Source organism: Pseudoalteromonas sp. SWXJZ10B, from assembly GCF_015864475.1.
In the GTDB taxonomy this organism is placed as follows: domain Bacteria; phylum Pseudomonadota; class Gammaproteobacteria; order Enterobacterales; family Alteromonadaceae; genus Pseudoalteromonas; species Pseudoalteromonas arctica.
Map to the genome: position 1 here is coordinate 36,158 of NZ_JADYXD010000005.1, position 17,168 is coordinate 53,325.

Below are 17,168 nucleotides of genomic sequence, written 5' to 3' on the forward strand. Positions count from 1 at the left end.
GCACTTAAATGGCAGATTATGCGATAGGTGATTTACAAGGGTGTTTTAGTGAATTTAACACCCTTTTACAACGTGTTGATTTTAACCCAAGCAAAGATCACCTTTATTTAGTTGGCGACATAGTTGCCCGCGGGCCAGACTCCCTAGCCTGCTTAGACTATATTTACCAAAATCAAAATAGCATGACCATCACTTTAGGCAATCACGACCTTCACATGGTTGCCTGCTACTTCCTTAACAAACCTACCAATCCAAAAGATAAACTAAACCCAATATTTGAAAGCCCAAAATTAGCGCATTACATCGCTTTTTTACAAACCCAACCATTGGCCTTAGAGCTTATAAAACATAACTGCTTTATATCTCATGCAGGTTTAAACCCAGATTGGTCTATTGACTATGCGCTAAAACAAGCACAATTTGCACAAAGCTGTTATCAATCACACAATGCTAAAGCATTTTTTGAACACATGTATCAGCCTCATCCTATTGAGTGGTCAAGCAATCTTGATGACTTTGCAAAATTTAGATACATAGTTAATTATTTTACCCGCATGCGCTTTTTAACAAGTGATAACAAACTCGAGCTTAATGCAAAGGGTGCAATAACCGATAGCCAAACATTAACCCCCTGGTTTAACTATCCTAATATAGCTAAAACTAAACACGATATTATTTTTGGACACTGGGCCGCACTTGAAGGTAGGACAGGTAATCCGCGGGTTCACGCCTTAGATACAGGCTGTGTATGGGGTAACACCATGACCCTAATGGAGCTAAGTACTAAAAAAGTAATTATCGAAAAATCCCACCTTTCGTCTAAATAAACTGAAAAAAAACAGTACATCTGTTAGATTTATCAATTAATAGTTAAAATTAGTTAAAGTAATTGATTTTAATTACTTAACTTATTGGTACAAACGCCGATAAGTCTTAATTGAAGTACTTTTGAGTGGAAATCTTATGAACCTGACAGTAAGCCAACGTATTTGGGGTGGTTTTATATTTATCACACTATTATTATTAATAATTGGTGGTAACTCCTTAATAAAAATTGCAAATATTGACCGCTCCACTCAAAAAGTGAACCAACTATCACTTCCAGCACTAAATAAAAGCTCAGAACTACAAGCCGAATTTATTTTAATGAGTAAAGCCGCTCAGGCGAGTTTTTACACTACTTCTGCAAATGAACTAGCCCCCATTAAAAAACAAGTTCTTGAGCAAAAGCAATTATTCAATACCCTTCATCGCGAACTTCAAGACGTAGTTAAAAATGATGCAACGCTTAATCAAAGTAGCCAAAATGTAGAAAAAACCTACTTAAGCTTTTTAAGCACAGTTGAAAGCTTGTTAGAAGATAAAAGCAAACAGCTAGCATTAAACAAAACATTAAAAGCACAATTAGAAAATATAGAGCTAAGTGCAGAAGATGCCAATTCTGTTGTACTCGATATTATTGACATTGATGGCTTTGAGCAAAACCACCCTCGTGCTTATCAAGCTGCAAACAATTTAGAAAATAACTTTATGTCAGTGGTAAGTAACAGCACTGATATGCTAACCGTTAAAACGCTTAATACTCTCGATATTGTTAAAAACGAGCAAACCTATTACCTAGAAGAAGTTACACGTACCATTGCCTTAATTAAACCGGCTATTGAGCAAACTCACAGCGATTTATACTCAAGCTTAAAAGAAAATGTTGATACTTTAGAAAACAATATAAAAGGTAGTAGTGGTTTAGCCGCAAACAAAAAACGATTAATTGATTCGATTACCCTAACAGAGTCAGAGCTTGCCCAGTCAGAGCAAGCCACCAAAATGGCACTTAACCAAATTGATGAGTTAGTTAATCAAGCAAGTGACGTTGCCTTTAAATTACAGCAAGGCGTACGCAGCGACGTAGACTCAGCAAACTTATGGACGTGGGTTGGTATGATTATAGCCACTCTTTTAGCTGTAGCGATTGCTATTATTACTGTTAGCCGTATTACTAAACCCCTTGCTGAAGTTAACCGAATTTTAGATATTGTTGCCAGTGGCGACATGACACAACGTTTAGACGACAGCGCTAAAGACGAATTTGGCGAACTATCTAAAAGTTGTAACACCTTAATTGATAACTTACGCAGCCTAATTAAAGGCATTATTTCGCGCTCTACTCAGCTAGCTGCAGCATCAGAGCAAACATCGGCCATTACCGCCGAATCAAGCCAAGCAATTCGTAACCAACAAGCACAAGTTGAACAAGCAGCCACTGCAACGACCGAAATGAGCAGTACATCACAAACGGTTAGCAACAGCGCTCAACAAGCACTTAGCGAAATTAAAAATGCTGATAAAGAAGCTGAGCGTGTTAAAGGTATTTCGAATAACAATAAAGCCACGATTGAACAGTTAGCACGTGAAGTAGACGACGCCTCACAAGTAATTAATAAACTACATCAAGATAGCGCATCAATTGGCAGCATTTTAGATGTAATACGCGGCATAGCTGACCAAACCAACCTACTTGCACTAAATGCCGCAATTGAAGCTGCACGTGCTGGTGAATATGGCCGAGGCTTTGCTGTTGTAGCAGACGAAGTACGCTCTCTAGCGAGTAAAACTCAAGAGTCTACCCAAGAGATACAATCAATGATTGAGTCTCTTCAAACAGGCGCAGAAGCTGCAGTAACAGCTATGAGTAAAGGTAAGCAACGTGCGGTATCGTGTGTTGAGCAAACAGACCTAGCAAGTAGCGCTCTTGATTCAATTACATTTGCGGTTTCGCAAGCTCACGACGTAAGTGAAGAGATTTCGACTGCCGCACTTGAGCAACAACAAGTAGCACAAGAAATTAGCGAACGTCTTGAGTCGATTGTAGCCATCGCAGAGCAAACAGCCGAAGGCGCAAACCAAACCAACATTTCAAGTTCAGAAGTAGCAAAACTTGCCGAAGAACTACGCTTGTCGGTAGACGAATTTAAAGTTTAGCTTTACTAAAATGATTAAAAAACCCCGATGATACTATGTACCATCGGGGTTTTTATTTATCAGGACTTTAAAAGTGAGATGTAAAACTTTGCCTACAACATACACACACCCTATCGATGCGAATTTACTTCGCGCTCATCTAACTTAACTTTACCAAAAGCGAGGTATAAAACCTCACCTACAACTTATATACGCCAATTACCAACCACTAATATATCGCTTTTTTCTTCCTTACTTAGGCGTTTATTGCTAACCTCGCGTTAACGTTTTTACTTAAACAAATTTTTGCTAACGGAATAATTATGCTCAAAAAAATATCACTGTTTATCGGGATGGCAATCAGTGCAAATGCTGTTGCTAAAGGTGGCGTGTCACCTTATTTACCTTTAAATCAAGCCCCAGAACTTGAGCACCAAGTACAACGACTTTTAGCTGTAAGTAAAAATACACATATTATGAGCAAGCCTTATAAAGCGCACGACATTTATAGAGTGCTGCAAACAGTAAGGCATACTTACCCAGAACTATATCAAACACTTTCGTACCAACTTAGCCCTTATATTCAAAGTGATGCGGGTACATTTGCAAAAGTAACACTTGCTGCTGGCACAAAAGATAAAACATTGCCTAACCAACGCGGCCAAACCACTAAAACCAACTTAATTATTGAAGGTGGTGCTTACGCTAACTTCGGACGTTACTTTGGTGTAAGTGTTGCAGGCATTGCCAACGAAGACGAAATATTACCTACACAAAGCTTTTTTTACCTTGGTAATAAATACGCGCAGTTAGATGTAGGCTACCGAGAGCATTGGTACTCACCTTTTAACGACAGTGCCATGCTATTAAGCACACAAGCTAAAACAACGCCCTCTATAACGCTTAGTAATGTAGAGCCAATAACCAGCTTTAATATTCGTTACGATATGTTTATTAGTAAAATGACAGAGCAACGTGGGATTCTTGAAAGCACTAAGCAGACAGGTGTTATTCGTGAGTACAAACCAGGTAAGCCATATTTATTTGGCTTGCACACTAGTTTTGCTGCAACCGATAATTTAACAATAGGCTTAAGCCGCTTAATGCAGTTTGGTGGCGGCCCTCGAACAGTTACTTTAAAAGACTTTGCTGAAGGTTTTTTTACTCCAGGGAGCAAAGATAATATAACTCGCTCAGATGCGGATGAAGTTGATGCAGACTTTGAGCTTGGGGATCAACTAGGCTCTATAACATTTGCATATAATAACAGTATATACGCGCTTCCTTATGAGTTATATGGTGAAGTAGCACTTGAAGACACATTAGGTGGCTCTCGCAATAATGCATATAGCTTTGGGCTATATTTACCTTTTATTGCTAACAACCACAGTTTACGCTTCGAGCACAGTAACTGGCAAAAAGGTTGGTACGCAAATAGCTTATATCAAGATGGTAACCGTAATTCTGGCAATGTAATTGGCCACTGGGCGGGTGATGAACACGACTACACGGACTACACTCCGGCTAAATCAATGAGCGTAAATTGGCATTGGCAATTAAGTAAAATAGAAAGCTTAAATACCACTATTCGTATGCTTAAAAATAAAACCGAAGACTATGAAACAAGTTACGAACTGCAAACAGCGTATACACGCAAGTTGAGTAAACCAATAATGGGTGCTAAAAGTTGGGGAGCTGAGCTGTATCAAGGAAAGGATGTATACGGGGAAACGTTTGCTAGATTAGGTGTATTTGCCAATTTTTAACACCCTGTAGGTGCGAATTTACTTCGCGCTCATCTAATTTAACGTTACCAAAGCGAGGTATAAAACCTCACCTACAACATACACACACCCTGTAGGTGCGAATTTACTTCGCGCTCTCTTATTTTAAAAACCTCTGCTACCTTTAATAAAAAGTACTGAAGGCCTGTAAAATGTATCGTTCAGATTTATTGCGAAAAGGCAGAGTATCATTAACAAATCGATTTTACTCAATCACACTAGTGGCGCACAAAAGAGAAAACATATTTATTTCTATGGATATTAATCGATTAATAATCACAGAAATGAAAAAGATAGAAACGCAAGAAACAGCCAGAACAATAGCATTTGTAATTATGCCAAATCATATACATTGGCTAATTCAATTAGGAACTAAGAAAGCGCTGTTCGATGTAATTAAGTTATTTAAAGGCCGTTGTTCTAAAGTAACCCGTGACGACTTAGGTATGTATAAATTATGGCAACGTAACTACTATGATCACATGATTAGAAATGAAAATGATTTACTGAACAATGCTAGATATATTATTGCTAATCCTTTGCGGGCTAAAATTGTCGATAAAATTGCTTCATACCCTTACTGGGATTGTATTTATATAAAATGAAAAGCGAGGTATAAAACCTCACCTACAACATACACACCCTATCGGTGCGAATTTACTTCGCCCTCATCTAACTTAATCTGACAAAAGCGAGGTGTAAAACCTCACCTATAATATATACACCCTATCGATGCAAATTTACTTCGCGCTCATCTAACTTAACTTTATCAAAAGCGAGGTGTAAAACCTCACCTACGATATATGCACCTTGTAGGTGCGAATTTACTTCGCGCTCATCTAACCTAACGTTACCAAAAGCGAGGTGTAAAACCTCACCTACAATATATGCACCCTATCGGTGCGAATTTACTTCGCGCTAATGTGATTCATCCCCGACAAAAAACATACTTCTACAATAACGCTTTTATTGAACTAGCTATATGCTCAGCTTGCTCTTGTGATGCTACAGAATCAGTTGACTCGACCATGACACGGATCAATGGCTCAGTGCCTGATTTACGAAGTAAAACACGACCAGTATCTGCCAATACTATTTCAGCTTCTGCTACTGCTTGTTTTACCGAATCAGTATTTAGAATTTCATTCGCATTATTTTTTGTTAAACGCACATTAAGAAGCACCTGAGGTAATTTTTGCATACCTGCTACGTAGTTCTTTAATGATTGCTTTTGCTGAATAAGCGCTGTTAACACCAATAAAGAGGCTACAATTCCATCACCTGTGGTTGCATAATCTAAGTGTAGAATATGGCCTGAACCTTCACCACCAAGTTTCCAACCAGTATTTTTAAGCTGCTCAACAACATAGCGATCACCTACTTTAGCGCGCTTGAATGGTATATCCATTTCCTTAAGCGCTAGCTCTAACCCGAGGTTAGACATTAGTGTACCAACAACACCACCCTGCATTTTGCCTTGCAGCTTTGCTGCTTTAGCTAAAATATAAAGTATTTGGTCACCGTCAATCACAGCGCCACTATCATCAACAAGCATTAATCTGTCAGCATCACCATCAAGCGCAATACCTAAGTCTGCTTTATGTTCAAGTACAGCTGCTTGAAGGCTATCTAGATGTGTAGCACCACATTGCTCATTAATATTTAAACCATTTGGTTTATCGTTAATGCTAATAACGTCAGCACCTAGTTCTGCATAAACATTAGGCGCTATGTGATATGCAGCCCCGTTAGCACTATCGACAACAATTTTTAAACCTTCAAGCGTTAAATCTTTAGCGAATATGCCTTTGCAAAATTCAATGTATCGTCCAGCAGCATCGTTTATGCGTCTTGCTTTACCCAAGCGCTCAGAGCTTACACACTGCATTGCGTTGTTATTTAATGCTTGCTCAAGTAAAGCTTCAATTTCAAGCTCTTGCTCATCGTTTAACTTCGTACCAGAATTATTAAAAAACTTAATACCATTATCGTAATATGGATTATGCGATGCACTAATAACAACACCCGCATCCGCTCTAAAGGTTGATGCCAAATAAGCAACAGCAGGCGTTGGCATAGGGCCGACAAATGCCACATTAACGCCTGCAGCTGAAAGGCCTGCTTCTATGGCTGACTCAAACATATAACCACTGTTACGTGTATCTTTACCTATTAGAATCTCTTTTGTACCACTAGAGGCTAAAACAGTACCCGCGGCCCAGCCTAATTTCATTGCAAAATCAGGCGTAATAGGAAAAGTCCCTACCTTGCCCCTTACTCCATCTGTACCAAAATACTTACGTGGCATAATTATTCCTTTATAAATGTTAAATGCGCAGTGCACATATAATTAATATTTGTTAGCTCGATTATCATAAAAACAGAGCTTTATTACAAAAAGCAAAAAGCGCGAGTTAAACTCACGCTTTAAATTTCATTAAATATAAAAGCTAAATACATAGCTTTAATTTGTCAGAGTATTGAATAAATTATTATCAACAACCTTACTCAGCCTGATCGTTATTTATTATTTTAAAATACAGTGTCTCTCAACTTAGAGTGTAAAATAATAACTTAATTAATATTTACAACCTTCTGCTTATTTCCCTTTGTCAGCTCCTTTTTTGCATTCCACACCAAATCACATATACCATCAGTTGGGTTAAAGCCTGTTGGTGCATCTAATAATAATTGACGAATTGTTTCATGCTCAAAATTATGACACGCAATATCTAGCGCTTCTATAAACACATTAAGCTCGGCCAAAGGCAACATTACCTCATTGGCAGTCATTATGCGCTCGTGTGTTGTTTCACCCACGTTATTACCAATTAATAGTTCTTCGTAGAGCTTTTCACCTGGGCGTAAGCCCGTACACTTAATTTCGATATCGCCATGTGGATTAGTATCGCTTTTAACTTCAAAACCAGAAAGACGAACCATTTTAGTCGCAAGATCTTTAATTTTAACTGGATCGCCCATATCGAGCACAAATACGTCGCCACCTTTACCCATAGCCCCTGCTTGTATAACTAATTGCGCCGCTTCAGGAATCGTCATAAAAAAGCGTGTTATATCAGGATGTGTTAGCGTTATTGGGCCACCTTCTTTTATTTGCCTGCGAAATAGCGGCACTACAGAGCCACTCGATCCCAGTACATTACCAAAACGCACCATACAAAAACGCGTTTTATGTTTAACACCTTGCTCTTGTGCTAAGCCTTGCAGCGATAGCTCAGCCATACGCTTAGTAGCACCCATTACATTGGTAGGGCGTACCGCTTTATCTGTTGATATAAGCACAAAGGTTTCTACCTTTGCATTTACCGCGGCTTTTGCAGCATAATAAGTACCAAACACATTATTGCGCACACCTTCTACTACATTATGCTCAACTAACGGTACATGTTTATAAGCTGCAGCGTGGTAAACAGTTTGCACACCAAATACTGTCATTACAGTTTCAATTCGGTTAATACGTTGCACTGAGCCCATTATAGGTACCAGCTCAATATCAAGGTTATTATTAGTAATGTACTCACTAAGCTCCTTTTCTATTGAATATAAACCAAACTCACTAAGCTCAAATAAAACAAGCTTTATTGGTTTTTGTTTAACTATTTGTCTACACAGTTCAGAGCCGATAGAGCCACCGGCTCCTGTTACCATAACCACTTTATTAGCAATGTTAGCGGTCATTAAATCAGTATTTGGTTCTACAGGATCACGACCGAGTAAGTCTTCAACGCCAACTTCGGCTATTTCAGCAAGCTTTGCTTTGCCCTCTACTACATCAGCCATACCTGGTATTGAGAGTACGTTAATTGTTAAAGGTTCTAATTGGGCGAGTATTTCTTTACGGCGTGCGCGAGTTGCGCTTGGGAGTGCTAATAAAACTTTACTTACTTTGCGTTTATTTATTAGCTCGTAAATACCTTTAAAACATAAAACGGGTATACCCTGAATAATTGAACCGTGCTTAGTTACATCATCATCAATGAACGCTCTAACAAAATATTCTGGGCCAGCACCTAATGCCGTCGCTAATTGGCGTCCGGCAGAACCCGCTCCATAAATAATTACAGGTTCTTTTTTGCTTGTCGTCATTCTACCAATCATCGCGCGAACCAATACGCGAGAACCACCCACAGTTAATAAACACAACCAAGCAAATATAAATGGCATCGTTCGCGGTATATCTATACCTATAAAAAAGGCGATTAAAACCAAACTGATCGTTGTTATTACAGTGCCTAGTACAATTGCCCAAATAGCTTGTGAGTTCATGTATCTAAGTACAGCGCGATACAAGCCTAAACTTATAAATGTATATAAGCTAACCGGTATTAATACTGCTAATAAAAGCCAATTATCTAAACGCTGCAGCGACTCAAAGCTATCAAGCCTTACAATAAGCGCTAACCAAAAAGCCAACATAATAAATAACGAATCAATGCACAATGTAATGATGCGTTTTTTGGCACGCGATGCGTTTAAAATAGAGCGAATGAAACTATCCAAGACACGTTCCTTTGTGATGCAAATACAGGATCAACCCAGTATCACATTTTAAATTAACAATATGGTAACTATAGCAAAAAATAGGCTAATGTAATTAGCGTTTAATGTAGTTTATTGTTCAGTAAATAGTAATAAATTACAATATTAAAGCCCAATAGGGACGGTTGAGAATTTCAGATATGTCACTATTGTTGTAATAAATGATGGTGAAATGTGTCTCAGAAATATCTCATCCTGAGACACATTTTAAAATAACTTTTTTTAGATTAGTGAGTTAAAAAATCGAAAAAACCTCCCCAATATAATATACGATTGGGGTTCTGTGCTCACTGGTTACAAAGTTTTTTATACAAAGTAATTAACTCAGCAACCCGCTTATATAAATCCACAACTCATGAGCAAATATTCATACTTAAACCCTAAACAGCTTATAATCATTCTTAACTCACAATTATAAGCTGAGAGTTTATCGACCCTTTAAGGTTTAGACGCCAACGCGAATACTTCTTTCATCACTTGTGTTGTTTTAGCTATTTCAGCTTCAGTAAGTGTTGGGTGTACTAAAAACATTATTGACGTTTCACCTAACTCAACTGCATTTGGTAAACGCTTTTCTGGACGCCATGGGGTATTATCAAATGCTTTTTCAAGATACACCTCAGAGCAGCTCCCCTGAAAACACGGTACACCGCGTTCAACTATTTCATTCACTATTCGGTCACGATCCCAACCTTCGGCTAGTTGCTCAGGCTTAACAAACATGTAGTGTTTATACTCTGCGTGCTCAATATAGCTTGGCACTGTTACTAAACGAATACTGTTAAATTCACTGGCAGCTTTATCTAGCTCAGCACCATAAGCTTGGCGCTTAGTTGTCCAATTGCTCATGCGCGTTAGTTGAATACGGCCAAGTACAGCTTGCATTTCGGTCATGCGCCAGTTGGTACCAAAGCTTTCGTGTAACCATCTAAATCCTGGTGGGTGTTCGCGGTTATAAATAGCATCAAAGCTTTTTCCGTGATCTTTGTAGCTCCACATAGCTGACCATAATTCTTTTGAATTAGTGGTTACCATGCCGCCTTCGCCGCCAGTGGTCATTATTTTATCTTGGCAAAAACTCCATGCTCCAACATGCCCAATACTGCCAACAGACTTACCTTTATATTTAGCACCATGAGCTTGGGCACAGTCTTCTATCACATAAAAACCATGCTCTTTACTCAATGACATTATGTCGTCCATTTCAGCAGGCATACCTGCTAAATGTACAACAATAACCGCTTTTGTTTTCGGTGTAAGTACTGCTTTAATACTAGCGGCTGTAATTGCTTGGCTATTTAAATCAACATCAGCAAAAACAGGGGCAGCACCTGCGGTAACAATGCTTGACGCAGATGCTAAAAATGTACGAGGCGTCGTTATTACTTCATCGCCAGCGCCTACATTTAAAGCTTTAAGCGCTAAATCAAGTGCTAAAGTGCCATTACCAAGCGCTATGGCATATTCACTATCAGCCCAAGTAGCAAACTCTTTTTCAAACTCACGGCCTTCTGTGCCAGTCCAATAATTAACTTTATTCGATAAAATCACACGACTAACGGCATCGGCCTCTTGCTGAGTAAAACTAGGCCAAGGAGAAAATGGGGTATTTAACATGATGTTCCTATTAATTTATATAGAAATGAGGTCTTATTTGTTCGGTACTGCAGGAGAGCCAAATGCAGTAACGTTATCCGGTATGTTTTTTATAACAGTACTACCCGCACCAATCATACAATTTTCACCAATTACTATTAATTGTTTAATTTGGCTACCAATACCAACCCAACTTTTACTACCAATAATAACCCCGCCCGCCAAAGCAGTATTAGGGCAAATATGGGTAAAGTCACCAATAGCACAGTCATGCTCAATAATAGCTGAGGTGTTAACTATGCAGCCAATGCCTATATTGGCAAACGCATTAATAATAGCACCAGCAAAAACGACACTTCCCTGCGCTATTGTAGCGTATTGGCTTATTACTGCCGTTGGGGCAATTAAGGTAATAAGGTTAAAACCATTTTGTTGTAACAACAGTATTTTTTGTTGGCGAATATTGTTATTACCAATAGCAACAACAACGTCATTAGGTGCAGTACTTATATTGTTTAACGCTATTAAGTCGGCGCAAGTACCGTGTATGGGCCAGTGTTCAATATGTGTTTTACTTGGGTAGGCATCATCATAAAAGTTAACAATAAAACCAAGCTGTTCGGCAATATCGGCAATTACTTTACCATGGCCACTGGCGCCAACTATAGCTAGCTTATTAGTCATTATTAGAGCCTTTAAATGGCTCAATAGTTACGTGCCCGTCAGCGCTTATGCCCTCACGTACAAATACTTTTTTTACGGTAAGTAATAAAATTTTAATATCGAGTAAAAAACTTTGGTTATCAACATACCAAACATCAAGTTTAAATTTTTGCTCCCAACTAATAGCGTTGCGCCCATTTACTTGAGCCCAGCCAGTTATACCTGGGCGCACATTATGTCGGCGTGCTTGCTCGCTACTATATAACGGTAAATACTGCACTAATAATGGCCTTGGCCCTACTAGGCTCATATCACCTTTTAATACATTAAATAAACCTGGGAGTTCATCCAAACTAGTCGAGCGTAAAAAAGCACCAAACTTAGTCATACGCTCATCATCAGGTAGCAAGTTACCGTGTTTATCTTTACCATCAAGCATGGTTCTAAACTTCATCATTTTAAATACTTTACCATTCAAGCCTGGGCGGTTTTGTGTAAATAAAATAGGTGAGCCTAATTTAAAACGGATTAAAATAGTAACTACAATTATTACTGGTAATAAAGCAACTAATACACTAAAAGCAACCAAAAAATCAAAAATACGTTTCATTTAAATAACTCCATAAACTTACTCCCTAATGTAGAAAAAACACGCTGTTCGACTAAAAACCGATACCCGTTTTCACCAAGTTCATTAAGCTCAGCGGCACTCATTTTTTGGTGTTTTTTAATAGCGTCAACAAATGACTCCACATCTTCTGCAGGAGTAAACTCACCACTATTAGCTTCATTAATCATGGATGGATAGCCTGAAAACATACAAATAACTGGCTTTTTAGCGTACATATAATCAATAAATTTATTTAATGAAATTCCATATTTATATATTTTTTCATTTTTTACTGAGGCAACTAAAATATTAGATAATTCTAAAACATGCTGAACCTGTTCTTTTTTAATTACTGGAGCAAAGGTTATATTATTAATCCCCTTTGCTTGTTCAATTAATTGATCTTTTAAGTACCCATTGCCTACCAGTAAAAAATGCACATTAGTGACTTGCTCAAGGTGCAATACTTTTGCAGCACTGACTATATATTCAAGTGCATTTGCATCGCCCATAGTACCGGTATAAGTAACTATAAATTTATTTTTAGGTATATAGTTTTCGATAAAATCAGACGATAATTCTTTTTGGTTATCTGTATAAAAATCTAAATTAATACCTTGTGGAATTGATACAACTTTACAACCTAATCCAACTTCATTTTCAACATGATCTTTTAGGCCAGGCATTGTGCCTACTATTGAGTCAGAATATTTGTAACCTAACTTTTCAACTTTTGACAGACACCAGATTAATGGATGTTTATGACTAAAACCTTTAAGATCAATAAGTGTTTGAGGCCAAATATCGCGCACTTCAAAAATAAATTTAGCTTTGTAAAAACGTTTATAAAAACAACCAGAGAGTACAGAAAGAATTGAAAGTGAAGAAGCTATAACTACATCTGGTTTTTCATATTGTGTGCGATACGCCATCATCAACACAAAAAATTCAAACCAAACCCAGCTTAAAATGCGGTTAATACTCGTTGCTTTAGTGTACTTTAGAGTATTCACCCACGTTACTTCATAGCCATCATAGCTCATATTTTTATACCGAGACTCAAATTCAGGCAAAGAATTATAAAGGTGGGATGAATTTGAAGTTATAAGCCGTACAGTATGACCAGCTTTTGCAAACTCTTTGCAAAAGCTGGCTTGCCTAGTATCAGCACCGTAAGTATCTATATTTGCATATTTTGAAATGTACCATACATTTTTTTTCATATTAATCATATAATTGATAGATTTAAAGATTTTATTTTTAGAAACAAAGGTATATAAGTTAATATCTTAGATTAATGTTGAATAAAGTTGGAGTAATTTTGCCTCCTCAATCCGCCAATTATATTTTTCAAGTACAGCATTTCGACCTCTAGCCCCCATCTGTTTTGCAATCTCAAGGTTATGAGCAAGAAAGTTCATTGCATCAGATATTTCATTACTAGAGTAAGGATCAACACAGATTCCGCAATTATCAGTTTCAACTATTTCTTTCCATAATGGAATATTTGAAGCTATTACTGGTATTCCTGAAGCCATGTATTCAAACATTTTAACAGGGAGCGCATCTTTATAATTTTCTATTGGATGCAAAGTAACTAATCCAGCGAAAGAGCTACCTAAAACGTCAGCTATTTCTTCACGATTTAACCAACCAAGATCATCAACGTTGTTCCAGCCATCAAGTTTTACGACGTCATTTTTTACCTGTTTTTCTAAAAAGTTACCAGCTAATAATAAATTACCGTTAGCTTTGCTCAACTCCATAGCAGCAACTATTTCATAGATCCCTCTAACCTTGGTAATTCCACCTATATAACAACAAGACTCACGTTGAGAAAAATTAGCTGTATCAATGTTAATAAATTCTTCAACCTTAGGAAAATTGTTAATATCAACTGTAGTAGAATTTATCTTCAGAAACTTATCTCGAATAAAGGGGGTAGCAGCAACAACAGCATCAATACGTTTACATAAAAAACTCTCATAAATTTCTGCTATTTTTGATATTACTTTGGCTACTCTTGGCGATAAGTAAGGCTTGCTAATAATTTGAACAGGCAGATCTTCGTGTGCATCAAAAATCACCTTTTTACCTTTATATTTCAAGAGCAAAGCAATACTAAGCAGCTCTGGATCATGAAGATGATAAACATCAGCATCTTCAGCAACAGCTGCTTTATATACCTTATAAACTGTCTTAGTCATACGAGATATACGGCCGCCTTGCTTCGCTCCTACATCTATGATCAAAACATTATTTTTTCGACAATTTCCCAAACCATCTGCGACAATAAGAGAAGTTTCAAACCCCATACTAGCTAATGATGAACACATTTTAACGAAAATTCGCGTATCAAATCTAGGATGCGCAGATGTAAGATGTACTACTTTCCCCACCATTATTCCCCATCTCTTTTAAACATTTCTTTATAAGCATTCAACATTTTTATCTCTTGAATTCCCCAAGCGTTTTCATTTGCTACACGGTAAGCGTTTTCTTTCATTTGAGTTAAATCACTTCGTAATAAATTATCTACAGCTTTGTTTATATCTATAGCCGAAGGAGCACTGATTACAGCACCCATCTGTTGCCTAGTTACTAGCTCAGACATATCTTTCATATCAGAAACCAATACAGGCAACCCCGCCATAGCATACTCAAACAACTTATTAGGCATACAGTAATAGTAAGAAAGGCAAGTGTTTTCGATTAATGAAATCCCAACATCTGCCGAGGCCGTATACTCTAAAACAACTTCAGGTGGAACTGCCGGAAAAAAGTAAATATTATCATATTGCTCTGAAGCTATCTTGATAGTTTTTTCTAACTTTCCGTACCCCATAAAGATAACGATTAAATCATCATTGGTACGTGTTTTAAATGCATCTAAAATCAAGTCAACTCCACGACCAGAAGCTAAACCGCCTTGATATAATAAAATGATTTGATCGGCTCTAATACCTAATTGCTCACGAAAGTGGTTGTTAACTTTTAATTCTCGATGATTTGGTGCATTCAAAACGACAGGTGGACGTTGAATATTATATTCATCTTTATACCAGTCAGCGATACTCTCACTCACAACTATAGTCATGTCGACGTATTTTATTATTTTTCTTTCAGTAAATTTACTTATTCTTTTTCTGAGCCCAAACAGGCCATTACGCTCAGTTTCCAGCTCATGTGTATCATAGATTAAAGAGCTCTTAAGAAAGATTTTCGATATGAGTCCAATAGGTAAAAGACTTAAGGAGTGAACGTTTACAACTTTAGCTTGCATTTTAGAGATTAAAAAAACTACCCTGAATAAAAACTCAATATATTTTAAAGCTTGAAAAAATAAATTCTTTGGAAGTTTTCTGGAAAGGAGCTTTATCCTGTAAAGACTTACTCCATCAGAAAGTTTTTCAAATTCAGGTAAACCCTTTGCTCCAAGGGCAATGATAGAGATGTGTTCAAATACACCACCTTTAATCAAAGAGTTTGTTTGCTTTAAAACCCTACTTGCATTGGTAAATTCATTAATATTAATATGAATATTATTCATTTTTTTTACTTCCATTAATTATTTATTTGTACAATCATAGACCCAAAAATTATTCTAGAGTACTCCGTAATTGCAAAGAACTAAGCTAGAGTTAAGCCTACTGCAGAGCACTTTATTCCAAATAGGCAATCAAAAATTAATAAGATCCTTTTAAATTAAATGATACGCCTAACAGTCCTATAGAGAACCAGAGAGGCATCCAAGTAAAAAATGCTGTAAACAAGGTAAAAATTATCACACTAGTTAAAATAAACAGTCTAAATAATGCATAGCTGTTGGTATGATAGTAGTTATCACATTTAGATTGAGGGGTATAAATATCATGGTAAATTAAGAATATCATAATCAAAAACAAGCCAGTACCAACGATGCCAAGATGAGTTAATAGTGAAATTAAAGAATGAGTGTACGTACCACTACCAGTAGTTAAATCATCAACAATAGTATTACCAAATATGGGATTATAAGATAATTGGACTAAAAAATTTTCTTTTAATATATCAATCCTCGAATCTACTGAGCTATTAGCTCCTGAACCAAATCCAAATATCCTTAATTGACTTATGTCAAAGTCAATAAATAAAAATAGGGATATAAAAAATAAAAATAATAGCAAGCTAAAATATAAAATCAACTTTCTTGTTATCCAACTAAAAATTATTTTCCTTAGTTGTAATGGCTTTTTAAGTATTACAAATTTTCTAGTGCCAATAATAAACCAATAAGACCAGACTGCGAACATTATGATAGCAACGGTCACAGAGCCTGAATTACTGCCTATAAGTTGTGAATGAGCAATTAAAATAACTGCCAATATTATCAAAAGGCATAATGCACTTACATTCCAAAAAAAATCTTTTCTTATATACTGCTGCATAAAAGCAAATAAAGTAGCTAGCAATATATAGAGCATTAACATTATTTTCCCTGGTCGCTGGTACAATCCCATCTGATCTTCAATTAGAAATATATCACTTCGGATATTACCTATAGTAGATAAAAAAACATTTACAGCTAGCAATAAAGATACGATCATTATTACAAGAAATGAGACTTTGGTTAACTGTATATAAAAAAAGTCCTTGCTAAAGCATTTACTTAATGAGCCGAGAGAAAGTGAAGATGTGCAGCCTGCTATTATTGCAAATATAACTCCACCAGAAGTACCTATAGTAACTTCTTTAAAATCTGATATAGACTGACTATCCCAGAGGAAATTCATTAAAAAGTATAAAATAAAAACAACTAGACTGCTCATGCTATATGTCAACTTAAGCAGTACTGCCTTTTCAGATAAAAAAACAAGCGTTATAATGCAAAAAAAGACAGAAAGTAGTAAGCAAAGAATGCCCATTACCCCAGGTTCAGTAGATAGATTCAAGCTAAAATAAATTACTAATAAAAATAATTGTGTTATTGCACTAACCCACAATAAGAAACAGCTCAT

13 protein-coding genes are annotated in these 17,168 nt (G+C 36.8%); 4 read left to right on the plus strand and 9 right to left on the minus strand.

Going from position 1 to position 17,168, the window contains the following annotated elements:
* Nucleotides 1-8: 8 nt before the first annotated feature.
* From I6F54_RS06340 to I6F54_RS06355, 4 genes are all read left to right on the plus strand, one after another.
* On the plus strand, nucleotides 9-827 hold the full coding sequence (locus I6F54_RS06340; RefSeq protein WP_197140376.1) for a symmetrical bis(5'-nucleosyl)-tetraphosphatase: 819 nt from the start codon (nucleotides 9-11) through the stop codon (nucleotides 825-827).
* Between the two features lie 136 nt (nucleotides 828-963).
* The gene (locus I6F54_RS06345; RefSeq protein WP_101163650.1) at nucleotides 964-2,979 is read left to right on the plus strand and encodes a methyl-accepting chemotaxis protein; all 2,016 of its coding nucleotides are present in this window, start codon (nucleotides 964-966) and stop codon (nucleotides 2,977-2,979) included.
* Between the two features lie 302 nt (nucleotides 2,980-3,281).
* Nucleotides 3,282-4,724 (plus strand): capsule assembly Wzi family protein, encoded by a 1,443-nt coding sequence (locus I6F54_RS06350; RefSeq protein WP_197140378.1) that lies wholly within the window; start codon nucleotides 3,282-3,284, stop codon nucleotides 4,722-4,724.
* A 170-nt stretch (nucleotides 4,725-4,894) separates the two neighbouring features.
* On the plus strand, nucleotides 4,895-5,347 hold the full coding sequence (locus I6F54_RS06355) for an REP-associated tyrosine transposase (RefSeq protein ID WP_197140380.1): 453 nt from the start codon (nucleotides 4,895-4,897) through the stop codon (nucleotides 5,345-5,347).
* Between the two features lie 347 nt (nucleotides 5,348-5,694).
* On the opposite strand, the gene glmM is transcribed toward I6F54_RS06355, so the two are convergent.
* The 9 genes from glmM to I6F54_RS06400 all read right to left on the minus strand — a co-directional run bounded on the left by glmM (nucleotide 5,695) and on the right by I6F54_RS06400 (nucleotide 17,168).
* Nucleotides 5,695-7,050, minus strand: a complete 1,356-nt coding sequence (gene glmM, locus I6F54_RS06360; RefSeq protein ID WP_024589807.1) for a phosphoglucosamine mutase — start codon at nucleotides 7,048-7,050, stop codon at nucleotides 5,695-5,697.
* A 266-nt stretch (nucleotides 7,051-7,316) separates the two neighbouring features.
* The gene (locus I6F54_RS06365) at nucleotides 7,317-9,263 is read right to left on the minus strand and encodes a polysaccharide biosynthesis protein (protein ID WP_197140382.1); all 1,947 of its coding nucleotides are present in this window, start codon (nucleotides 9,261-9,263) and stop codon (nucleotides 7,317-7,319) included.
* Nucleotides 9,264-9,740: 477 nt separating this feature from the next.
* Nucleotides 9,741-10,919, minus strand: a complete 1,179-nt coding sequence (locus I6F54_RS06370) for a DegT/DnrJ/EryC1/StrS family aminotransferase (protein ID WP_197140384.1) — start codon at nucleotides 10,917-10,919, stop codon at nucleotides 9,741-9,743.
* Nucleotides 10,920-10,952: 33 nt separating this feature from the next.
* Complete coding sequence (locus tag I6F54_RS06375; RefSeq protein WP_197140386.1) at nucleotides 10,953-11,582, minus strand: acetyltransferase; 630 nt, start codon at nucleotides 11,580-11,582, stop codon at nucleotides 10,953-10,955.
* Nucleotides 11,575-12,171, minus strand: coding sequence for a sugar transferase (locus tag I6F54_RS06380; protein WP_197140388.1), 597 nt, complete (start codon nucleotides 12,169-12,171; stop codon nucleotides 11,575-11,577). Before I6F54_RS06380 ends, I6F54_RS06375 begins: the two co-directional genes overlap by 8 nt.
* On the minus strand, nucleotides 12,168-13,394 hold the full coding sequence (locus tag I6F54_RS06385; protein WP_197140390.1) for a glycosyltransferase family 4 protein: 1,227 nt from the start codon (nucleotides 13,392-13,394) through the stop codon (nucleotides 12,168-12,170). The genes I6F54_RS06380 and I6F54_RS06385 overlap by 4 nt, the downstream gene beginning before the upstream one ends.
* Nucleotides 13,395-13,460: 66 nt before the next feature.
* Complete coding sequence (locus tag I6F54_RS06390; RefSeq protein WP_197140392.1) at nucleotides 13,461-14,573, minus strand: glycosyltransferase family 4 protein; 1,113 nt, start codon at nucleotides 14,571-14,573, stop codon at nucleotides 13,461-13,463.
* On the minus strand, nucleotides 14,573-15,721 hold the full coding sequence (locus I6F54_RS06395) for a glycosyltransferase (RefSeq protein ID WP_169044978.1): 1,149 nt from the start codon (nucleotides 15,719-15,721) through the stop codon (nucleotides 14,573-14,575). The genes I6F54_RS06390 and I6F54_RS06395 overlap by 1 nt, the downstream gene beginning before the upstream one ends.
* Nucleotides 15,722-15,857: 136 nt before the next feature.
* A complete protein-coding gene (locus I6F54_RS06400; protein ID WP_197140394.1) occupies nucleotides 15,858-17,168 on the minus strand; it encodes a hypothetical protein in 1,311 nt (436 codons plus the stop codon).